22 protein-coding genes are annotated in these 21280 nt (G+C 65.8%); 11 read left to right on the top strand and 11 right to left on the bottom strand.

Annotation, left to right across the window (positions count from 1 at the left end; translation table 11 throughout):
• Window positions 1-2: 2 nt before the first annotated feature.
• The gene (locus tag K2Y42_RS12555) at window positions 3-1241 is read right to left on the bottom strand and encodes an argininosuccinate synthase (protein ID WP_291152906.1); all 1239 of its coding nucleotides are present in this window, start codon (window positions 1239-1241) and stop codon (window positions 3-5) included.
• A 309-nt stretch (window positions 1242-1550) separates the two neighbouring features.
• Here K2Y42_RS12555 and K2Y42_RS12550 point away from each other — a divergent pair, with 309 nt between their 5' ends.
• Window positions 1551-2327, top strand: a complete 777-nt coding sequence (locus tag K2Y42_RS12550; protein WP_291152904.1) for a hypothetical protein — start codon at window positions 1551-1553, stop codon at window positions 2325-2327.
• 9 nt (window positions 2328-2336) lie between these two features.
• Here K2Y42_RS12550 and K2Y42_RS12545 read toward each other — a convergent pair whose 3' ends face one another.
• From K2Y42_RS12545 to rlmN, 4 genes are all read right to left on the bottom strand, one after another.
• Window positions 2337-2930, bottom strand: coding sequence for a hypothetical protein (locus tag K2Y42_RS12545; RefSeq protein WP_291152902.1), 594 nt, complete (start codon window positions 2928-2930; stop codon window positions 2337-2339).
• A 152-nt stretch (window positions 2931-3082) separates the two neighbouring features.
• The gene (locus tag K2Y42_RS12540; protein WP_291152899.1) at window positions 3083-3505 is read right to left on the bottom strand and encodes a hypothetical protein; all 423 of its coding nucleotides are present in this window, start codon (window positions 3503-3505) and stop codon (window positions 3083-3085) included.
• Window positions 3506-3558: 53 nt separating this feature from the next.
• Window positions 3559-3981 (bottom strand): hypothetical protein, encoded by a 423-nt coding sequence (locus K2Y42_RS12535; protein WP_291152897.1) that lies wholly within the window; start codon window positions 3979-3981, stop codon window positions 3559-3561.
• 6 nt (window positions 3982-3987) lie between these two features.
• Window positions 3988-5205, bottom strand: coding sequence for a 23S rRNA (adenine(2503)-C(2))-methyltransferase RlmN (gene rlmN / locus K2Y42_RS12530; protein ID WP_291152895.1), 1218 nt, complete (start codon window positions 5203-5205; stop codon window positions 3988-3990).
• Window positions 5206-5357: 152 nt separating this feature from the next.
• Here rlmN and hisS point away from each other — a divergent pair, with 152 nt between their 5' ends.
• The 4 genes from hisS (at window position 5358) to K2Y42_RS12510 (ending at window position 9421) form a co-directional block, all read left to right on the top strand.
• Complete coding sequence (gene hisS / locus K2Y42_RS12525) at window positions 5358-6818, top strand: histidine--tRNA ligase (RefSeq protein WP_291152893.1); 1461 nt, start codon at window positions 5358-5360, stop codon at window positions 6816-6818.
• 143 nt (window positions 6819-6961) lie between these two features.
• Entirely contained in the window at window positions 6962-8158 is a 1197-nt protein-coding gene (locus K2Y42_RS12520) for an ATP phosphoribosyltransferase regulatory subunit (protein WP_291152891.1), read from the top strand.
• Window positions 8155-8865, top strand: coding sequence for an ATP phosphoribosyltransferase (hisG, locus tag K2Y42_RS12515; RefSeq protein WP_291152888.1), 711 nt, complete (start codon window positions 8155-8157; stop codon window positions 8863-8865). The genes K2Y42_RS12520 and hisG overlap by 4 nt, the downstream gene beginning before the upstream one ends.
• Before the next feature lie 250 nt (window positions 8866-9115).
• Window positions 9116-9421: a hypothetical protein gene (locus K2Y42_RS12510; RefSeq protein ID WP_291152887.1), complete on the top strand. Its 306-nt coding sequence runs from the start codon at window positions 9116-9118 to the stop codon at window positions 9419-9421.
• A gap of 124 nt (window positions 9422-9545) precedes the next feature.
• On the opposite strand, the gene K2Y42_RS12505 is transcribed toward K2Y42_RS12510, so the two are convergent.
• The 4 genes from K2Y42_RS12505 to K2Y42_RS12490 form a co-directional block, all read right to left on the bottom strand.
• Entirely contained in the window at window positions 9546-9836 is a 291-nt protein-coding gene (locus tag K2Y42_RS12505; RefSeq protein WP_366512393.1) for a DUF1150 domain-containing protein, read from the bottom strand.
• Between the two features lie 181 nt (window positions 9837-10017).
• On the bottom strand, window positions 10018-10443 hold the full coding sequence (locus K2Y42_RS12500) for an Hsp20 family protein (RefSeq protein ID WP_291152885.1): 426 nt from the start codon (window positions 10441-10443) through the stop codon (window positions 10018-10020).
• Window positions 10444-10561: 118 nt separating this feature from the next.
• Entirely contained in the window at window positions 10562-11467 is a 906-nt protein-coding gene (locus K2Y42_RS12495; protein ID WP_291152883.1) for a hypothetical protein, read from the bottom strand.
• Between the two features lie 334 nt (window positions 11468-11801).
• The gene (locus K2Y42_RS12490) at window positions 11802-12197 is read right to left on the bottom strand and encodes a VOC family protein (RefSeq protein ID WP_291152881.1); all 396 of its coding nucleotides are present in this window, start codon (window positions 12195-12197) and stop codon (window positions 11802-11804) included.
• Window positions 12198-12352: 155 nt separating this feature from the next.
• Here K2Y42_RS12490 and K2Y42_RS12485 point away from each other — a divergent pair, with 155 nt between their 5' ends.
• From K2Y42_RS12485 to K2Y42_RS12475, 3 genes are all read left to right on the top strand, one after another.
• Complete coding sequence (locus tag K2Y42_RS12485; protein ID WP_291152879.1) at window positions 12353-13885, top strand: acyl-CoA carboxylase subunit beta; 1533 nt, start codon at window positions 12353-12355, stop codon at window positions 13883-13885.
• A gap of 383 nt (window positions 13886-14268) precedes the next feature.
• Entirely contained in the window at window positions 14269-14499 is a 231-nt protein-coding gene (locus K2Y42_RS12480) for a hypothetical protein (RefSeq protein WP_291152876.1), read from the top strand.
• A 96-nt stretch (window positions 14500-14595) separates the two neighbouring features.
• Complete coding sequence (locus K2Y42_RS12475; protein ID WP_291152874.1) at window positions 14596-15456, top strand: class I SAM-dependent methyltransferase; 861 nt, start codon at window positions 14596-14598, stop codon at window positions 15454-15456.
• Window positions 15457-15478: 22 nt separating this feature from the next.
• Here the strand turns inward: K2Y42_RS12475 and K2Y42_RS12470 are convergent, their stop codons facing one another.
• Complete coding sequence (locus K2Y42_RS12470; protein WP_291152871.1) at window positions 15479-17470, bottom strand: acyltransferase family protein; 1992 nt, start codon at window positions 17468-17470, stop codon at window positions 15479-15481.
• A 386-nt stretch (window positions 17471-17856) separates the two neighbouring features.
• Between K2Y42_RS12470 and K2Y42_RS12465 the strand changes: the two genes are divergently transcribed.
• From K2Y42_RS12465 to K2Y42_RS12455, 3 genes are all read left to right on the top strand, one after another.
• On the top strand, window positions 17857-18132 hold the full coding sequence (locus K2Y42_RS12465; RefSeq protein ID WP_291152869.1) for a hypothetical protein: 276 nt from the start codon (window positions 17857-17859) through the stop codon (window positions 18130-18132).
• A 171-nt stretch (window positions 18133-18303) separates the two neighbouring features.
• On the top strand, window positions 18304-18855 hold the full coding sequence (locus K2Y42_RS12460) for a cytochrome b (protein ID WP_291152868.1): 552 nt from the start codon (window positions 18304-18306) through the stop codon (window positions 18853-18855).
• Window positions 18856-18884: 29 nt separating this feature from the next.
• Complete coding sequence (locus K2Y42_RS12455; protein ID WP_291152866.1) at window positions 18885-19460, top strand: YceI family protein; 576 nt, start codon at window positions 18885-18887, stop codon at window positions 19458-19460.
• Between the two features lie 42 nt (window positions 19461-19502).
• Here the strand turns inward: K2Y42_RS12455 and K2Y42_RS12450 are convergent, their stop codons facing one another.
• Window positions 19503-21215 carry an iron ABC transporter permease gene (locus tag K2Y42_RS12450; protein ID WP_291152864.1) on the bottom strand — a complete coding sequence of 571 codons (1713 nt, stop codon included), beginning with the start codon at window positions 21213-21215 and terminating at the stop codon, window positions 19503-19505.
• Between the last annotated feature and the right edge of the window lie 65 nt (window positions 21216-21280).

Genomic DNA, 21280 nt, shown 5'->3' with positions numbered 1-21280 from the left:
CCTTACTTCTTCCGGTCGCGCGCGCCGAGCGTCCGCAGACGCAGCGCGTTGAGCTTGATGAAGCCGGCCGCGTCCTTCTGGTCGTAGGCGCCCTTGTCGTCCTCGAACGTGACCAGCGTCGGCGAGTACAGCGACTTCGCGCTCTGGCGGCCGACGAGGATGACGTTGCCCTTGTAAAGCTCGAGCGTCACCTCGCCCTCGACATGCTCCTGGCTCTTGTCGATGGCGGCCTGCAGCATCTCGCGCTCCGGGCTGAACCAGAAGCCGTTGTAGATCAGCTCCGCGTAGCGCGGCATCAGATCGTCCTTGAGATGCGCCGCGCCGCGGTCGAGCGTCAGGCTCTCGATGGCGCGGTGCGCCTGCAGAAGGATAGTTCCGCCGGGCGTCTCGTACACGCCGCGGCTCTTCATGCCGACGAAACGGTTTTCGACGAGGTCGATGCGCCCGATGCCGTTGTCGCGGCCGAGGTCGTTCAGCGCCTTGAGCAGCGTTGCCGGGCTTAGCTTCTTGCCGTTGAGCGAAACCGGGTCGCCCTTCTCGAAGCCGATCGTGATGGTCGTCACCTTGTCGGGTGCATCCATCGGCGAGATGGTGCGCTGATAGACGATCTCGGGCGCCTTCTTGGCCGGATCTTCCAGCACTTTGCCTTCCGACGACGAGTGCAGCAGGTTGGCGTCGACCGAGAACGGGCTCTCGCCTTCCTTGTCCTTGGCAACCGGAATCTGGTTCTTGCGCGCGAACTCGATCAGGTCCTCGCGGCCCTTGAACGTCCACTCGCGCCAGGGAGCGATGATCTTGATGCCGGGCTCGAGCGCGTAATAGGTGAGCTCGAAACGCACCTGATCGTTGCCCTTGCCGGTGGCGCCGTGGCAGACGGCGTCCGCGCCGGTCGCGCGTGCGATCTCGATCTGCTTCTTGCCGATCAGGGGGCGCGCGATCGAGGTTCCGAGCAGGTAGATGCCCTCGTAGAGCGCGTTGGCGCGAAACATCGGGAACACATACTCGGAGACGAACTCCTCGCGCAGATCCTCGATGAAGATGTTCTCTTTTTTGATGCCGAGCATCTCGGCCTTCTTGCGCGCGGGCTCCAGCTCCTCGCCCTGGCCGAGGTCGGCGGTGAAGGTCACGACCTCGCAGCCGTAGGTTTCCTGCAGCCATTTGAGAATGATGGAAGTGTCGAGGCCGCCCGAGTATGCGAGCACCACCTTCTTGATGTTCGGCTTGGAGTCTTTCGTGCTCATCGTCTCGACCTCGTTCCCTTTCTCGATTCGGCGGCACTATAGGGGCCCGCCGCTGCCCCGCAAGGCGCACGCCGTCTCAGGTGCCCACAGCAAATGTATGAGGACAATGGTCGCTCCGGGCCGGGCCTTCGGAAGCGCGAAACATCGGTCCCATCAAATGCATAGGGCGCGAGTGCGCCCGGCGGCGCCCGAGCTTTAGGACACAGATGAGAAATTCTCCATCATCTGGCCGTGTTTTTCTGCGTCAAACGGCCTAATCTCCGGGCAGAGCGCCAACAAAAGCAGTCAATCGGGGGAACGATTGTGACAATGCATCCGGCGAAGCTGATTGCCAAAAGCGCCGTCCTGGCCGCCTTGGCGTGGAGCGTGCCAGCGGGAGCCCCAGCAGGCGCCCAAGAGGTTCTTCCCTGGGCGAACCAGCCCGTGGCGCCTCAGGCGACCGCCGCTTTGCCGTCCGGCGACCAGGCTACGCTGGACGCCGCTCAGGCCCAGTGCGGGACCCTGTTCGAAGCCGCTTGCCGCGATCTCAAGACCTGCAGCTGGGTCGGCGAAGTCGCGCTGCCGGACGGATCCGTGTCGCCGCAGCGCTGCGTCGCCCGTCCCCCCGCGCCACCGAAAGCAGCCAAGAAGACGCCGAAAGCTCCGGCCGTCAAAAAGGAAGCCGCAGCCGCGCCGGGCGCTCCGGCAGCTCCCGCCGTGAAGGCCGCCGTCACGCGCGTCGAGGACGTCGAAGGCCCTGCCGAGCACAAGAAGGCCCCGGCTGAGCCCAAGGCGGTGAAGAAGGCTGCGGTGCCGGTGATCGAACCGGCCGCCGAGGCGACCGTCGAAGTGACGCCGGGGGCGGCTGAAAAGCCCGTCGTCGTCAAGCCCGCCGTTGTCGAGAAGAAGCCCGATCCGGCCCCGCAACCGAACGCCGAAGCCGCCGCGGCGAAGGAAGAGCCGAAGAAGGTCGAGACGAAATCTCCGATCGCCGCGAAGCCCTCGCAACCTGCAGCCGCGAAGATGCCGTCATTCAGCGCCGTCTCGCCGATCATGCCGGGATCCGAAAGCAACGCGGTCGTGGTGACGGTACCGTCGCGGCAGTAGTGCGCTCGCTCAGGACGCCCAGGGGAACTTGAAGGCCGGGATCGTCGTGGGGAACATGGCGGTCATGAACGACTGCGCCGGGGCCATCGGCGAAACCGCATATCCACCCTCCGAGCGATAGGACGAAAACGCGCGGTCGATCGACTGCTTGGCAAGCTGTGCGGCGTCCATGGCCGCGATGTTGGCTTCGGCGGTCGGCATGGCGACGGCGCGCGGCACTCCGGCGGACATCATGGCGTAGGCCATCGGCCAGCTAGCCGGAGTGCCCTGCAGGGGGAACATGCCCCACCAGGCCCGTGCGGGCGCAAACATCGGCGAATTCGCCCAATCGGTCGAAAACTTCAGGAACTCGCTTGGCGTCGACGGAACAATGTGGGCCGACGACACGGCCGACCGGTAAGGCCGCGGTCCCGTCACGAGCTGAAGATCGCGGCTGTCGCCGGTCGCGCCCGCATTGTAGGCCCGCGCGGCGGTCGACCAGAACGACAGCGTCTGGTCCGCCATCGCCGCGTAGGCGGCCGAAGCGGCCCGCGCATAGCCGAAAGCCGCCGTCGTGCAGCTCTTCGCAAAGCGCGTCGAAAGTTCGTGATCGTAATGACCCATCGCCGGCTCCACTCCGTTTGGCACCGCAAGCTGCGCAGGGATCGAAAATTTCGCGCAGCATCAATTATTGTGCACCGCACAATATAAGCACGAACCGGGATTCGAGCAACGGGTTGCCAGCGTGATTTTTGGGGCGGGCCGGACAAGCGGCCTTACGCGGCGGGTTTCGGCTTTTTCGGAACCGCAACAAGCACATACATCAGCCCGGCGGCGAGGCCGGAGGTGACGTAGGCGGCCAGCGCATAGCTGTTGTAGATCGTCTGCGCGCCCGCCTCGCTCACGTACTGGGCGGAGAAGCCCGCGAGCGCGATCAGCACGCCGCTGGCCACGAAAAAGAGCCGCGACCGGATTGGCAGCCAGGCTGCCACGAACGCCGCCAGCACCGCGAAGGGAAGCGCGAATACGGCCGATTGCGTGGCCGCCAGCAAGGCCAGGAAGCCAAGGCTCTCGAGCCGCGCGCCGTCGAGGGCGAGCAGGTCTGCGCCGGTCACGAACAGGGCTTGCACGGCCCCCGCTGTGAGCGCCGCAGCCACAAATCCGAGGGTGAACCTGACAATCGCAACGACAACCGACACGTGTCACCCCTGGTGTGAGCTTAACCGTACCCTAGGAGAGACGCCCGACCGGCTCAAGCGTTCCGGCCGGCGAGCAGCCAGTACGCGAGCCCGCCCGCAAAACCCGCCGTCGCGAACACATGCCACAACGCAGGCAGCGCGTAGGTCATCGTGCCGGGGTCGATCTTGGCCAGCAGCGGAATGATCGCCAGCGCGACGCCCCCGCCGATCATGTAATAGAGCCACGAGCGGATGCGGGCGACCTCGCCCGCGATGACGACCAGCAGCGCGGGCAGGATGGTGGCGCCCGAGGCAATGATGGTCCCCTGCCAGATCACGTCGTAGGCGGCCGAGATCGTATCGGCCTCGTCGAGGTTGTGCACCGCATGCGTGATTGTCTCGAGCCCGAGGGTGACGAGCACGAGCATGGCCAGCGCGGCCGCGATCAGGAACGAAATGGGCACCCAGATGATCCGCCCGATGGTCCGCAGCACCATGGCCGGTCAGTCCCCGGCGGCGGGAGACGGCGCGTCGCCCTGCCGGTCGCGCGCGCGCAGCTTCACGCTCTCGCTCTTGAGCTGGCCACAGGCCGCGAGGATGTCGCGCCCGCGCGGCGTGCGCACCGGGCTCGCATAGCCCGCCTTGTTCACGATGTCAGCGAAGTGCTCGATGGTCTCCCAGTCCGAGCATTCGTACTTCGAGCCCGGCCAAGGATTGAACGGAATGAGATTGATCTTGGCCGGAATGCCCGCGAGCAGGCGCACCAGCGCCTTGGCATCGGCCGGGCTGTCGTTGACGCCCTTGAGCATGACGTATTCGAAGGTAATGCGCTTGGCGTTCGAAACGCCGGGATAATTGCGGCAGGCGTCGAGCAACTGCTTGATCGGGTACTTTTTGTTGATCGGCACCAGCTCGTCGCGCAGCTCATCGCGCACGGCATGCAGCGAGATCGCGAGCATCGTGCCCGAGAGCTCACCCCAGCGGCCGATCTCCGGCACGACGCCGGACGTGGACAGCGTGATGCGCCGCTTGGACAGCGAAATGCCCTCGCCGTCCGACACGATGTCCATCGCCTCGGCCACGTTGTCGAAATTGTAGAGCGGCTCGCCCATGCCCATCAGCACGACGTTGGTGATCTTGCGATCCGCGTCGGGCAGCAGCCCTTTGTCGTTCGGCCGCTCCGCGCCCGGCCAGTCGCCGATGCGGTCGCGCGCCAGCAGCACCTGCCCGACGATCTCGGCGGCGGTGAGATTGCGCACCAGCCGCTGCGTGCCGGTGTGGCAGAAGCTGCAAGTCAGCGTGCAGCCGACCTGCGACGAGATGCAGAGCGTGCCGCGCGCGCTTTCGGGAATGTAGACCGCCTCGATCTCGGGCGCGCGCGCTTCATGCCCCAGCTTCGGCAGCCGCAGCAGCCACTTGCGCGTGCCGTCGACGGACACCTGCTCGGCCACGATCTCCGGCCGGTCGAGGGTGTAGAGGGCTTCCAGCGCCTGGCGCGTCTCCTTGGAGATGTCCGTCATCTGGTCGAACGACGTGGCGCCCGAAATGTAAAGCCAGCGCCAAAGCTGGACGACGCGCATGCGGACCTGCTTCTGCGGCACGCCGGCGGCAGCCATTGCCTCGGCCAGCCGCGCGCGGCTCATGCCGGCCAGCGTCGGGCGGAATGCGGTTGCGGGCGCCTGCGTCTCGCGCGGCGGCGTATGGTCCAGAACCAGGGTCATGCCGCATCTTCTAGCGATTTCTGGCCCGGGGCGAAAGGGCGAGGCCGAGCGGCAAAGTGGTAAGCTTTGCCGGTTTTGGTGCATCCGGTATAAGGCGGCTCCGCGCCTCGCGTTCTTGAGCGCATCAGCAACCCAACTCCGAAGACCTGTTCATGGCCAAGCCCGACAAGACTGCTCAGAAGCCCAAGGCGCGCCTGCCGAAGGGCATGCGCGACATCGGCGCGTCGGAATTGCGTCAGACGCACGCCATGCTGGAGACGATCCGGGGCGTCTACGAGCGCTATGGTTTCGAGCCGCTGGAGACGCCGGCCTTCGAGTACACGGACGCGCTGGGCAAGTTCCTGCCCGACAGCGACCGGCCGAACGAGGGCGTGTTCTCGTTCCAGGACGAGGACGAGCAGTGGCTCTCACTGCGCTATGACCTGACGGCGCCGCTCGCCCGCCACGTGGCCGAGAACTACCAGGACATGCCGAAGCCGTTCCGCCGCTATGCGACGGGCTCGGTCTACCGCAACGAGAAACCCGGCCCCGGCCGCTTCCGCCAGTTCACGCAGTTCGACGCCGATACGGTCGGCGCAGAGAGCGTCGCGGCGGACGCCGAGATGTGCATGCTCGCAGCGGACACGCTGGAGGCGCTGGGCATTGCGCGTGGCCAGTACGTCATCAAGGTCAACAACCGCAAAGTCCTCGACGGCATTATGCAGACCGTCGGCATCGATTTGACGAACGGCGCCGCCAAGCTCGCGGTTCTGCGGTCGCTCGACAAGCTCGACAAGTTTGCGGCAGCCGACGTGCGCCTGCTTCTCGGGCCGGGCCGCAAGGACGACTCGGGCGACTTCACAAAGGGCGCCGGCCTCGAACCCGCACAGATCGACGCCATTTTGGGCTTTGTCGGTGTCGCATCGGCCGAGACGAGCTTCGAGCCGACACCGCTCTATCGCGAGGGCCTCGCCGAACTCGACGAAATGCGCGCGCTGCTCGACGCCGGCGGTTATCGTGATGACCGCGTGCGCATCGACTACTCCGTCGTCCGCGGCCTCGAATATTACACCGGCCCGGTCTTCGAAGCCGAGCTGCTGATCCCCGCTAAGGATGAGAAGGGCAACCCCGTCCGCTTCGGCTCCGTCGGTGGCGGTGGCCGCTACGACGATCTCGTCGCGCGCTTCACCGGCCAGAAGGTGCCCGCCACCGGCTTCTCCATCGGCGTCTCGCGTCTCCAGGCCGCGCTGAACCTGATCGGCCGCGCGCCGAAGCCCGCGCTGGGCCCGGTGGTCGTGACTGTGATGGATAAGGACGCCATCGCCGCCTACCAGAAAATGGTGAAGACGCTCCGCGACGCGAACATCCGCGCCGAGCTGTACCTCGGCAACCCGAAGAAGTTCCCGAAGCAGCTCGAATATGCCGACAAGCGTGGCTCGCCCGTGGTCGTCATCCAGGGCTCGAACGAGCGCGAGGCTGGTGAGGTCATCCTGAAAGACATGATCGAAGGCGCGAAGGCCGCCGCCGCGATCAAGGACAACAAGGAATGGAAAGAGACCCGCCCCGCCCAGGTCTCGGTGCCGGAATCCGGCCTCGTCGACGCCGTCCGCGAGATCCTGGCCCGCCATACTTAACGCATCCCCGAGGTGGCGCTTGCCTCCGTCAGCGAAATGCAGGACGGCATATGTCATTGAGGCGTTCCCGAGTGCTTCCGGAAAAATGGAACCCGGTTTTCCGATAAAGGCACGACACGAGAGACGAGTCGAAACGAGACCCGATGCCCGCTGAGACGGTGAAGCACTTCGAGGCGACGGAAGCCTCCGCCCAGACGCTGCTCGGCGCGTTCACGCGCGGCGGCTATGAAGCCGTGAGCCCGGCCATCATCCAGCCCGCGGGCGTGTTCCTCGACGTTGTGGGCGAGTCGCTCCGCGCGCGGACGTACGTCTTCTCCGATCCCGACGGCGACGAGCTGTGCATGCGCCCCGACCTCACCGTGCCGGCCTGCCGCCTGCACCTTGAGCGCCACCCGCAGGCCAGTGTGCCGGCGAAGTACAGCTACGACGGCCTGGCGTTCCGCTTTCAGCCGCTCGGCAGCGGCCTCGCCCACACGCGCGAATTCCGCCAGACCGGCATCGAAGCCTTCGGCGAGGTCAACCGCGAGCGCGCCGACGCCGAGGTCGTGACGACAATTGCGGCTGGTCTCGAAGCGGCGGGCCTGGCGTCGTATCAGCTCCGCTTCGGCGATCTCGGCCTGTTGCGCGCCATTCTGAAGGCGGCCGACATGCCGCCGCGCTGGCGTCAGCGCCTGATGCACCTGTTCGTGCGCCCGCAGGCCTTCAAGGCGGAACTTGCCCGCCTCACGGTCGAGCCGGGCGCCGCGTCGGCGCACATCCCGGCCGAACTGCGCACGCTCGATCCCGACGACACGGCCGGCGCCGAGGCCGCCGTCACAAGGTATCTGGAAGCGAACGGCATCGAGCAGATCGGCCTGCGCGACATACCCGAGATCACCGCCAACCTGCTCGGCCGCGTGGCCGACGCGCGTTCCGAGCCGCTCTCGGCCAAGACGGCGCAGTTGATCGCGAGCTACGTCGCCATCGTGGCGCCCGCGCGCGCCTCCGTGCGGCGCATCCGCGAGCTGGCGACGCTGATGGGCATCCAGATCGAGGAAGCGGTCGGCGCCTACGAATGGCGGCTGGAATTGATGGCTCAGTCGGGCCTGGACCTGGAGCGCGCGGAGTTCTCCGCCGATTTCGGCCGCTCGCTCGCCTACTACACCGGTTTCGTGTTCGAGGTCGTAACGCCGGGCCTTGGCCGCCGTAGCCCCGTCGCGGGCGGCGGCCGTTACGATCATCTGCTGAAGGCCGTCGGCGCGCCCGAGGACGTGCCCGCGGTCGGCGCCGCCGTGCACACCGATCGCCTGGTCACGGCTCTGGCCAATGGGACCACGCACGCCAACGGAGGTGCGCCGTGAGCAACGGAACTCCTGACAAGCTCATCCTGGCCGTACCGTCGAAGGGCCGCCTCATGGAGCAGACGGCCGAAGCCTTTGCCGTGGCCGGCCTGACGCTGCGCAAGACCGGCAACGAACGCGGCTATCGCGGCGAGATCGTGGGCCACCCCGAGATCGACGTCGCCTTCGTGTCGGCGTCCGAAATCGCCTGGTATCTCAAAACCGGCCGCGTGCATCTCGGCGTCACCGGCGAGGATCTCGTCAGCGAGCAGATGTCGGACGCGGCCACCCGCGTCACGTTCGTAAAAAAGCTCGGCTTCGGGAATGCGGACGTCGTCGTCGCCGTGCCGGACTGCTGGGTGGACGTGCGCAACATGGACGATCTGGCCGAGATCGCCCTGTTGTTCCGGCGCACGCACGGCCGGTGGTATCGCGTCGCGACCAAGTACCTGAACCTCACGCGCCGCTTCTTCGCTGCGCGCGGCATGTCGGACTACCGCATCGTCGAAAGCCTGGGCGCGACCGAAGGCACCCCCGCCGCGGGCACCGCCGAGCTGATCGTCGACATCACCACGACAGGCACGACGCTGGCCGCCAACGGGCTCAGGATCCTCGACGACGGGCTCGTGCTGCGGTCGGAAGCGAACCTGATTTCCTCCAACGTCGCGCCCTGGACCGAACAGACGCGGGCGGCCATGGCCGACATCGCGCGCCGCTTCACGGTCTAGAGTTCTTCCTTGTCGACAAGAAGCACGGGCAACGAGCGCTTCCGAAAAAGTGGAACCCGGTCATGGCGAAGCCGTGTCAGCGACGTCATGGCGAAGCCGTGCCAGCGAAGACAATGTTCGATAAGAAGCACGAGCAACCAAAGAGTTGAAACCGGCGCGCTCCCTGGTCCACATTCAGGCGTGGTTCAGGCCGTCTGGGACACGATCGAGCGCATCCGCCATCGCCGGCGTGAAGGAATTGGGGTCGACCATGCGTTTTCCACGTCTCACCATCACCGCGAGACCGGCCTTCGGAGGCTCCGCCTGCCTGGCCGCACTCGCCGGCGCGGCGGTCTTGTCGCCGGGCACTCACGCGGCGGCCAATTGCGACATGTACGCCAAGCTCGCCATGCAGCAGCAGCAGGAAGCAGCCGAGAGCAAGTGCGGCTTCACCGGCCCCCAATGGAGCCCGGATATGAAGGCTCACATCGCCTGGTGCGGCGGCGTCGGTCCCGACCAATGGAAGGCCGAGCTGCAGGCGCGCCAGCAGAAGCTCGACGCCTGCAAATCGAAATAGCGTGGGAGGCGGGCGCGCCCTCTTCCCGAGTGCCCACCGAACGCCCGTGGCCTCAATCGCGGCATGAAAAAAGGGCGAGCCCGCTGAGCAGGCTCGCCCTCGATCTATTCGCCGATCCGCGCCGTTAGTGGACGCTGGCGATTTCCAGTTCACCGTCCATGGCGTGGCTGAGCGCGGCCTGACGCGTATCCGTCAGCGCGATCGGTGTACCGTCGGCTGCATGGAGCGCAAACAGGTTGATGCCGCGCGGCAGATCTTCGATGGCCGGGAACATCTGCAGAGCTTCGTCGGAGGACATCGTCTTGATATAGGCGACCTGTCCGCCGCCGAGCCTTGCGAGCTCGATTTCGCTCATCACAGGAACGATTGCTGCTGACCGCGTCGAGCGGCGCCGCTTTGTGGTGTTCTCTTTCATGACGCAACTCCTCCTCTCTCGAGGTATTCTCGTCATGGAAACGTTCAAGGGTGCGAAAATCCTTCGCACCTAGCTTCCATGATTGTCCGATTCCATGGATTTGGCTGTAGCGGGCGGGCATCTAGCCCATTTGAATCACTTGCCTCTCGCCCCGCTTTCGCGTCGTAAGGACGCATTAGCCTCAGCCGTTCTCGATTTCGATCCGCCGGACCAGGCGGTGCGGCTCATGGCGCACCAGATCGATCGCCAGCATCCCGTTCGAAAGCTCAGCCGACTGAACCTCGATCCCGTCCGCGAGCACGAACGTGCGCGTGAACTGGCGCGCCGCAATGCCGCGATAGAGATACTCGCGCGATTTGTCGTCTTGTTGGCGGCCGCGGACCACGAGCTGGTTGTCTTCGACGGTGATCTCGAGCTGGTCGCGCAAAAACCCCGCCAGCGCCACGGTAATCCGCAGCTTTTCCTTCTCGCCCGATTGCGCCGCAATGCGCTCGATGTTGTACGGCGGGTAACCTTCGTTCGCGCCCTTGCCGGTGCGATCGATGAGACGCTCGATCTCTTCAAACCCGAGCAGCAGCGGATTGGACAGCACAGATAGTCTGCTCATGACAGCGAAAGTCCTTCCTGAAGCGACCTTCAAATGCGAGCGGCATCCACGGGGATCGCCGCCGGCCCGGCCCTTTTCGGCTCCGGACGTAGTTGATATGGGGCGAACGAGGCGCCGTTCAAGCGGTCGAACGCGTGCCCGAAGGAGCAAGGGCCACGATGTTGCGGGAGGGTTCCAGCACCGCCTTGAGCAGGGTCGCCTTGCGCTCCAGATGCCGCGTGAGCGTATCGAGCAGGCCCGGTGATTTGAGCGGCCGGCCGACGGCGGCGATCAGCACGCCCGTGAGCTCGCTGAGCGTCTCGCGCAACGCCGCCTGGGTGAGGGACAGCGTGTCTTCGATCAGGTCCGAAGGATCGCGCCCCGGCAGCTCGGCGCCACGCGCCGGGCGCGTCCAGCGCACCGGCTTTCCGGTCGCGATGAAGCGCCCGTAGGCGGCCATCACATAGTGGCCGAGCGGCGTTAGCGCGATGGTGGCCCGGGGCGCCGTCTTGGCCGGTCCCCCGGCCTCTTTTTTACCGTCCGTCGTCGATATCGCGACCGGGGCGACGAGCCCGGCCTTGCCGAGCGACAGGGCCGCCCGCCGCCGGGCCGCGCTGAGAGACCGCGTCATGCCGGGTTCGGTGAGGACCAGGGCGCTCTGCGCGGCGGCTGCGAGCAGGATGTCACGTTCGCGTTGGCCGAGACGGAGGTGGCGGAGAGTGTCGCGGCCGGCCGCCGATGCAACGCGGCACTGGCCGCAGGGCATCAGCGAGCGAACGAAAGCTTGAATGTCGGCGGCGTCCGGGCCGGCCACGGCTTCGGCGTGCGGAAAGAAGGCCGAGAGCGCCGGGCACGGCGCGCCGGAGTGGGGGCAGGCCAAACCTGCGCCGGAGGTGGAATGGTGCCCCGCGCCGCAGGCAGAAACGTGGCCCGCGCCGGAGGTGGAGACGGTGGTCTTGGCGGAGGCGGCCGCTTGCCCGCCCTCCGGCACCACAGGATGCGAGGGGTGTGCAACGCCAGGTGCCTTTGGCACGATATGATGCATGGTGCCGCCCTCCGACCCGCCCTGATGGCGCATGTCGTTGCGGACCGCGGCACATAACGCTGCAGCCGAGCTGCATCGACAAGTGCCGGGCACGAAACGATACGATGAGTCAAAGGGTTATTGGCATTTGCTGATGCGAAGCTTGCGCTCCGCATCTGGCCCGCGTGCGAGCATATGCGCATCCGAGAGGAAGCCAACTTCCCACCGTCATCCCTGCGTCATGGCGGAGCCATGCTTCGCACGGACGGCCGGGATCCATCCAAACATCCACGAGCGCAACGTCGGCAGGATCCTCGCGCGTCAGCAGTATGAGCAACTAGCCGGGGCAAGCCGCTCAGACGAAGCGGCCGCCGCGCTCCAGCACCTCGATCTTGTAGCCATCCGGGTCCTCGATGAAGAAAAACCGGCCGAATGGTTGACCGTTATGGGTCATCTGCTTGATATCTTTGGGGGAATATCCGGCGGCCTCGATCCTGGCGCGCTCTGCCGCCAGGTCGTCCACCACGAAGGCCAGGTGCCCGTAGCCGTTGCCCAGGTCGTAAGGCTCGCTCCGGCCCTTGTTGACCGTCAGCTCGAGCTCGAAGCTGGCTTCCGCGTTGCTCATGTAGATCAGAGTGAAATCGGCAAAATCGACCCGCTGCGCCACCGCGAGGCCGAACGCGGCGCTGTAGAAGGCGACGCTGCGCTCCTCCTCGAGCACCCGCACCATCATGTGGACCGCCTTCGCCATGGACTTCTTCTCCTGAGTTGGGGGCAGCGGCCCGAGGGCAAACGCCAAGCCGCACCGGTCCGGCCTAAGCTCCCATTGGCTGGCCGCCGAGTGCTGTGCTATCCCACGCCGCAGCACGACGTGTCATCGTACATTTACATACGGGATGGGGTCTTATGAAGGAAGTGATCGAGGAGCTTGAGCGCCGGCGCGATAACGCCCGTCTGGGTGGTGGTCTCGCGCGCATCGAGGCGCAGCACAAGCGCGGCAAGCTGACCGCGCGCGAGCGTATCGAGCTTCTGATGGACGACAACTCCTTCGAGGAATTCGACACCTTCGTCGAGCATCGCTGCGCCGAGTTCGGCATGGAGAAGCAGAAGACCCCGGGCGACGGCGTGGTCACCGGCTGGGGCACCATCAACGGCCGCACCGTCTACGTGTTCGCCAAGGACTTCACGGTTTTCGGCGGCTCGCTGTCTCAGGCCCATGCCCAGAAGATCATGAAGATCCAGGACATGGCGCTCAAGAACCGCGCGCCCATCATCGGCGTGTTCGATGCCGGCGGCGCGCGCATCCAGGAAGGCGTCGACGCCCTCGGCGGCTACGGCGAAGTCTTCCAGCGCAACGTGCTCTCGTCGGGCGTCATCCCGCAGATCTCCGTCATCATGGGCCCCTGCGCCGGAGGCGACGTCTATTCGCCCGCCATGACCGACTTCATCTTCATGGTTAAGGACACGAGCTACATGTTCGTGACCGGCCCGGACGTCGTGAAGACTGTCACGAATGAAACGGTGACGGCCGAAGAGCTCGGCGGCGCCAAGGTCCACACCACCAAATCCTCGATCGCCGACCGCGCCTACGAGAACGACGTCGAGGCGCTCCTGCAGATGCGCCGCCTGATGGACTTCCTGCCGGCCAACAACAAGTCCGGCGTCCCGGCTCTGCCGACGTCCGACAGCGTCGACCGTCCGGACTATTCGCTCGACACGCTCATTCCCGACAATCCGAACAAGCCCTACGACATGAAGGAGCTGATCCTGAAGGTCGTCGATGAGGCGGACTTCTTCGAGATCCAGGAAGCCTACGCCCGCAACATCGTGACGGGCTTCGCGCGCATGGAAGGCCGCACCGTCGGCATCGTCGCCAACCAGCCGATGGTGCTGGCCGGCGTGCTCGACAGCGACGCCTCGCGCAAGGCCGCACGCTTCGTGCGCTTCTGCGATTGCTTCGAGATCCCGATCATCACCCTGGTCGACGTGCCGGGCTTCCTGCCGGGCACCGCGCAGGAATACGGCGGCCTCATCAAGCACGGCGCCAAGCTGCTGTTCGCCTTCGCCGAGGCCACCGTGCCGAAGGTCACTCTGATCACGCGCAAGGCCTACGGCGGCGCCTACGACGTCATGAGCTCGAAGCACATCCGCGGCGACGTGAATTACGCCTGGCCCTCGGCCGAGATCGCGGTCATGGGCGCCAAGGGTGCGGCCGAGATTCTCTATCGCGCCGACCTCGGTGATCCGGCCAAGATCCAGGCCCGCATCGACGAGTATCAGAAGCGGTTCGCCAACCCGTTCGTGGCCGCCGAGCGCGGCTACATCGACGAGGTGATCCTGCCGCACGGTACGCGCCGGCGCATCTGCCGCGCGCTCAACATGCTGCGCAACAAGACCCTCGAGAACCCCTGGAAGAAGCACGACAACATCCCGCTGTAGGGCAATCGACACGCGGGGAGTGGGTGAATTGCGCTTCGCATGCGTGGGAACGTGTGTGTGCGCAGGGGCGGTCCTGCTTGGAGCATGAGGGACCGCTCCGCCCGAACTTGCCTTCAGCACGCCGGGGGGCAACGAAGCTCAGCGCAATGGCGATATCGATGCGTGCTGGGACTACGCCCTGAATTCCCCTGAGGGGCGCAGTTCGGCCAACATGGTCAACGGCGCGCGGATTGTCGGTGGTGGTCCAATCGTGCTTGCCGTCATGGCGGCGGAAGACTCCGCCACGACATGCCTTTCTTGCGCTCCCACGCATGAGGTTTGCCTCATCTCAGCCGCATCTCGACCTTAGTTTTTCTTCGCGCGGGACTGGCGGAGGATGGGGCTTGAAGCTGCATCAGATCGAAATGCATGGCGTCGGCCGCGCGGTGCTGGTTCACCTCGTGATCGGCGATGAGCCGGACCCGGCTGTGTCTCGGCAATGGATCGAGGCCACCGTCGAGATCCCTGTGAAGGGCACGATGGACGAGGACGGGCTGCGCACCGCAGCCATGACCGTCCTGCGCGACACCCTGAACGCCGAAATCGCGGCCCTTAGAAGCGGCCCGCTGGGCTGAAGGTAGTTTGAAGGGCGGGCGGCCGATCTTGCTCCTATCGCGCTTGCCCGCTAGCTATATGGCCAACCGGTCTTATGCTCCGCGCGAGGGAAGCACATGGCGCAAGCACTCATGCCTGACACGACAGCCCACGAGCGCACGACCTGCGAGGTCTGCCTGAAGTCGGGCAAGACCATCGTGCCGAAGTATACGCGCAGCCCCTGGCCGGTCGTCGCGTGCGACCATTGCGGCTTCGTCTATCTCGGCACCGTTCCCGACTACGAGGATCTCTCCGTCACGTATGCGTGGGAGAAGCAGCACGCCGAGGAAAAAGAGCGGCGCAAGAAAACCAACAAGCTGGCCCGCTTCGATGCGCTCACGCGCTTTCGCCTCAAGTTCGGCAAGGTCGTGGACCGCCGGCGCCATCAGCGCGCTGTCGGGGCCGGCGGGCGTGTGCTGGAGATCGGCTGCGGCGGCTCGACCCGCATTCCAGATGGACCCACCCCCTACGGCATCGAAATCAGCGAAGGCCTGAGCCAGAAAGCACGCCCCATTTTCGAGGCGCGCGGCGGCGCGGTCTATCACGAGCCCGCCACCACGGGCATCGAGCGGTTCGACGAGAACTTCTTCGACAGCATCCTGATGCGCAGCTACCTGGAGCACGAGGCGCAGCCGCGCTTGATCCTGGAACGCGCCTTCAAGCGCCTGAAGCCCGGCGGCACGATTTTGCTGCGCTCGCCCAATTACAACTCTGCCAACCGCTTCATCATGGGCTCGGAGTGGTGCGGCTTCCGCTTTCCCGATCACGTGAACTACTTCACGCCGAAGTCGTTGAAGGCGCTCGCCACCAGCATCGGCTACGAGTTCCGCTGGATGAACTGGATGTCGTTGTTCGACGACAATCTCATCGTCGAGCTGAGAAAGCCGCGCCGCCCCGCGCAAGCCGCGGCTGTCGCGGGCGTGGCCTCGGCGGCTTGACGCTTATGAGGCCGCGAGCCTTCTAAGGGTTGAGCGCCGGCAACGTCGCATAGCGCGCCAGATACGCCGACCCGATCGCGTTGAGATGTCCGCGGTCGCGGTAGACCAGCACGTCGTCCTTGAATGCGCTGCAACGCTGCTCCGTACAGAGCAGCTTCACCATGTCGAGGAAGGTCACGCCGGGGTCGGCGCTGGCGATCTCCCGAAAGGCCATCTGCGACGCCGCAAGCGCGCGATCGATCTCGGCGCGCGGGGCCGTGCAGTCCACGTCCCTCGTCTTGTTGCGCGCCGCCGCCGCGAGGCAGGAGAGCGTGAACGTCTTGAAATGCGGGATCTGCCCGATGATGAGCACCTTGATCCCGTGCTTGCGGAAGATCTCGACTGTTGAGCGCGCGAACTCGGCGAAACTCCGCCGCTCGGGTGGACCGGCCGGCGTCAGCAGGCGGTTGGTCTCGACCGTCGTGTAGCCGCCCCACGCCGACGACAGCACGGCCACCTTGAGGTTGGGATTCCGTTTGATGAAGTCGAGCACCGTCTCTTGGTAGCGCGTGCAGGGCTCCTGCTGGCTCGCTGGCCCCAGCCGCGACGCGCCGATCAGAGCCGCGCACGCGCTCTGCGTCACCTGCCGGCCCGACAGATGGGCGTCGTGCGCGAGGGCTGCGACCATCGGCACGAAATGATCGGCATTGGAATCGCCGAAGATCGCGATGTCATAGCCCTTGGACGTCAGCGGCGCGCCGAAGGTGCAGTGGGTGTGATGGTCGAATGCGGCATCGTAGCCGTCGCAGACGCTCCGCAGCGGATTGCCCGAGGATGCAGCGTGGTAAACCTCCGCGGCCGGCCGGTCGAGGCGTTGCGGCAATCCCTCGCCAGCAATTCCGATCAGCGCGAGGCCAACGAGACCAGCGCTCGTGGCGAGTGCGCGTGCGATCAGCGGGAAGGGTGTCATGCTGTGCAGCTTGAGCGCGCTCGTGAGCTTCTGCTCGACGAGCACCCACGAGAGCGCCGCGAGCACCAGCGCGACAGCGACCAGCACGCCCGCTTCCGCAGCGTTAGGCGCCCGCCCGAGCGCATAGGTCGCCAATGCCAGCACCGGCCAGTGATAGAGGTAGATCGAATAGCTCATCTTGCCAACGAGCAGCACCGGCGGAAGCGACAGCACGCGCGACACGGGCGTGGATCCCGTGAGTCCCGTGCCGATGAGCAGCATCGACCCCACGATGGCCGGCACCGCGGCGAAGCCGGGAAACGGCGTCTGGCCCGACAGCAGGACGGCGGATCCGAGCACGAGGATGAGCCCCGCGGCGTCGATCAGCCCGCGCCCGCGCGACGGCGTTGTCAGGAACGGGAGCGCGAGCGCCAACGCGCAGCCGGCCAGCAACTCGAAGGCCCGCGACAGCGGCAGGAAGAACGCCGCCTGGGGATGGTGCGTCGCGGCATGCTGGGAATGGGCAAGTGACAAGGCGGCGAGCAGGGCAAGCGCCACGAGCATCTGCGGCCGCGTCCACTGGCGCTTGAACAGCAGCAGCAGCAGAAGAGGCCACGTGAGATAGAACTGGTCCTCGACTGCAAGCGACCACATATGCAGCAGCGGCGCCTCGGCCGCGGGTGCATCGAAGTACCCCGTTTCCTTGAAAAAGTAGAAGTTCGCCAGCATTCCCCAGACGGCAACGAGGCTCCGGCTGAACATCTCGAGCGCATCCGGCATCAGAATGACCGCGGCGGCCATCGCCGTCAGGATGCAGCAGACGGCCGCCGCCGGGATGAGGCGCCGGATGCGCCGGCCGAGGAAGGCGAGATAGGAGAAACCCCCGCTCTCCATCTCGGCCGCGAGCTGCCGCGTGATGATGAAGCCCGAAATGACGAAGAAGACGTCGACGCCGATGAAGCCGCCCGGCAGGACGCTCGGCCAGGCGTGAAACACGACGACGAGCGCAACCGCAATCGCGCGAAGCCCGTCGACGTGCGGGAGATAGCCAAGATGATCAGCCTGGTGATGAGAAGTCCGCGTCACGCGCGAGTCCCGGCGCTCAAAATTCCGTGCGGAGCATTTGAACTCGCGGGATCGCGATCTACATTAAAGACAGTAATCGTTGAGCGCGTAGGTCCGCGTCCGGAATACATAAGAACTATTGCGCGCACAGGAACCGATGCAACGCGGTTGCGTTGATAGGAAAACGTGTAGGTGCCGGTAGTTTGCATTGCGTTCCTGTCGTGGAAGTTCCTCCTGTTGTGCGGGATGGCGCAGCAGAAGGGACGATGGCGGATTAATAAGACCGTCAAATTGGTAGCGCAATGTATTGGTTATATCGCTCAACGCCAGACTATGCCGGGATCAACGTAGAAAGGAAGTTGACCATGCGAAGCTTGATAGCCGTAGCCTTGCTTGGAGTAGGCGCGGTGACATTCTCTGCGAATGCTCCGGCAGTCGCGATGCCTGCCAGCAGCGGCGTTGCGCAATCGTCCGCCGCAGGCGCCGAGAGCAGCGTGCAAGAGGTCGGACGCCGTCATTGGCGCCATCGTCATTGGCGCGGCCACCGCCACTGGGGCGGACACCACCGCTGGCACCGCCGCCACTACTATCGCCCGTACTATTATGGCGGATACTCGCCGTACTATTACAACCCGTACCGGTATCACCGCCGTCGCGGGTTCGGCCTCTACTTCGGATTCTAGCGGATACCAGATCCCCTAGGTAAACACGGCCGCGAGCATAGAGCTTGCGGCCGTTCTACTTTGCGGACGCGCACACTGCACGCGTCGGCTCGCACAGGCGCTCACTTGAAACGGCACCTGACGGGTCTTACGTCAGCTTCGGTTTCAACAGCGCAGCCGTCGGGGGGTCGCATGCTGATGCGAGATACGCTGGCGGGTTATGGGCTTGTGAGCCGCCTCATGCACTGGCTCATGGCAATCGCGATCCTCGCGATGTTCGGGCTCGGCCTCTGGATGGTCGATCTGGACTACTACAGCCCCTACTACAATTCGGCCCCTGCGCTTCACAAGAGCATCGGCATCCTCCTGCTCGTCGCTCTCGCGTTGCGGTTTGGGTGGCGTATCGCCAACGCCAAGCCGGACGACAGCGATCTCGGCCGCTTCGAGCGCATCGCTGCCCGCATCGTTCACTGGGGCTTCTATCCCCTCCTGCTGGCCCTGATGGTCAGCGGCTACCTGATCTCAACCGCCGACGGCCGGCCGATCGAAGTCTTCGGCTGGTTCTCCGTCCCCTCGCCCGGCGAGAACAAGGGGCTCGAGGATACGGCGGGAGCCGTGCACGCCTGGCTCGCCTACACCACTGTCGTGCTCGCGGCCGTTCATGCGGCGGGCGCCTTCAAGCACCATTTCGTCGACCGCAAGCAAACGCTCACGCGCATGTGGTCCGGCCCGCCTTCCGCGTAATTGTTTCCACCCCCAGAAAGGACATACCGATGTTGCTTCGCCTCGCCCCTCTCGCTCTCGTCGCAGGACTTTGCCTGACAGGACCCGCATCCGCGGCAGACTACGCGATCGATACGAAAGGCCAGCACGCCGCCATCAACTTCCGCATCAATCATCTCGGCTTCAGCTGGCTCTCGGGGCGCTTCGACCGCTTCAGCGGTACGTTCAGCTACGATGAGAAGGCGCCCGAGGCCTCCAAGGTGAGCGTTGAGATCGAAACGGCGAGCGTCAGCTCCAATCACGCCGAGCGCGACAAGCATCTCCGCAGCCCCGACTTCCTGGACGTCGAGAAGTTCCCGAAGGCGACCTTCGTCAGCAAATCCGTCACCCCTGCAGCTGCTGGCAAGGCCAAGATCGTCGGCGACCTGACGCTGCGCGGCGTTACGAAGGAAGTCGCCATCGACGCAGAATACGTCGGCGGCGGCGCCGATCCGTGGGGCTCGACGCGCGCAGGCTTCACCGGCAAGACGTCGATTGCGTTGGCAGACTTCGGCGTGCCGAAGGATCTCGGCCCGGCGTCGAAGAACGTCGAGCTGATCCTCGACGTCGAAGGCGTGCAGAAGTAAGTGAAATAAGCGCTCGGCGTCCAAACGGATGCCGGGCGCGATTTAGTCTCCGCTGCCGCCCGCGCGCCCGCCGGCAATCGCGCGGTGCAGGAGAATAAGCGGCACGAGCCCGGCCAGCACGATCGTCAGCGCGCCGAGCGCGCCGCTTTCGATCTGCTCCAGCGCCGCGAACGCATAGACATGCGTCGCCAGCGTTTCGAAGTTGAACGGACGCAGCAGCAGCGTCGCCGGCAGTTCTTTCAAGGCATCGACGAACACCAGCAGCGCCGCGACGCCGAGCGAGGGCGCGAGCAACGGCAGGTGCACGCGCCAGAGCGCGGACATGGCCGTTTCGCCGAGGGCTCGGGCGGCGGCGTCGAGATTGTGCGAGATGCGCTCGAGCCCGGCTTCGATGCCCCCGAGCGCGACGGCGAGAAAACGGATTACATACGCATACACGAGCGCCGCGATCGATCCCGACAGGATCAGCCCGGTCGAGATGCCCAGCACGCTGCGCGCCCATCCATCCACGAAGTTGTCGAATGCTGCCAGCGGGACGAGCACGCCGATTGCGAGAACTGTGCCCGGAAGAGCGTATCCGAACCCGGCCGCGCGGCGGGCAAACCGCGTGAGGCCGCTCGCGGCGACCCGCGGAGCATAGGTGAAGACGAGCGCCAGGGCCGTTGCCGCGGCCGCCGCCGCCGTCGCGAGGAAGATGCTGTTCCACGCCGCGCGCAGAAAACCGCCTTCGATCGCGACCGAAATATGCGTGAGCGCGAACTTCGCCAGCAGCAGGAACGGCAGCACGAACCCGGCGACGAACGGCAGCGCGCAGAGCGCCGCCGCCGCATAGCCCCGCCAGCCCTCGATGTCCTGGAACGGAATGGCGCGGTAGCGCCCCGTCGTGTGATGCACCTTCGCCCCGCCGCGCGCGAAGCGTTCGGCCGCGAACAACAGCACGATGAGGCCCAGGATGACCGTCGCGATCTGCGCCGCCCCGCCGAGGTTCGAACGCTGCAGCCAGGTCGCATAGATGCTGGCGGACAGCGTTTCGACGCCGAGGTGCTGCACCGCGCCGAGGTCGTTCAGCGTTTCCATGACAACCAGTGCCACGCCCGCGGCCAGCGCCGGACGCGACAGCGGCAGCGCCACCGCCCAGAACGTCCCCATCGGCGTGCGCCCGAGCGTGCGCGCGACTTCGAGCGCGCAGACCGACTGCTGGACGAAGCTCGCCCGCGCCGCGAGGTAGACATAGGGATAGAGCACGGCCGACATCACGAACACCGCGCCGCCGAGGGAGCGGATGCTCGGGAACCAGTAGTCGTGCACCGTCGTCCATCCGAACAGGCCGCGAAGCGTCGTCTGGACCGGGCCGGCATAATCCAACAGCTCGCTGTAGCTGTAGGCGGCGATGTAGGTCGGGATGGCGAGCGGCAGCACGAGCAGGCGGTCGAGCAGCACACGCCCGGGGAACCGGTACATGGTGACGAGCCAGGCCGTCGCCGTGCCGGTGGCGAGCGTCAACAGTCCGGCGCCGAGCCCAAGCAGCAGGGTTTGCCGGAGTGCATGAGGCAGAACCGAGCTTGCGAGATGCGGCCAGTCGTTGTTGGCCGGCGTCGCCGCGATCACGAGCACGGCGGCGACGGGCAGCGCGATCAGCGCCAGCAGCACGGCCACCGACAGGCCCCAGCCCGGAGCGTGGGCCGCGCCCTGGCGCGCCGAGAGCCAGCCGCGCAGCGCCTCGAACGGACCTGCGGCCTTGGGCCTCTCTGACATTGGGGGCGTAACGCTCATCGGCCGGGACCATTGCTGCCGTGGCCGCCCGCGTCAAGCGTGGGCGC

Origin of the sequence: Hyphomicrobium sp., from assembly GCF_019744875.1 — a bacterium.
GTDB lineage: Bacteria > Pseudomonadota > Alphaproteobacteria > Rhizobiales > Hyphomicrobiaceae > Hyphomicrobium_C.
The sequence above is the reverse complement of the archived record's forward strand: the minus strand, read 5'-3'. Positions and strand labels throughout refer to the sequence as shown.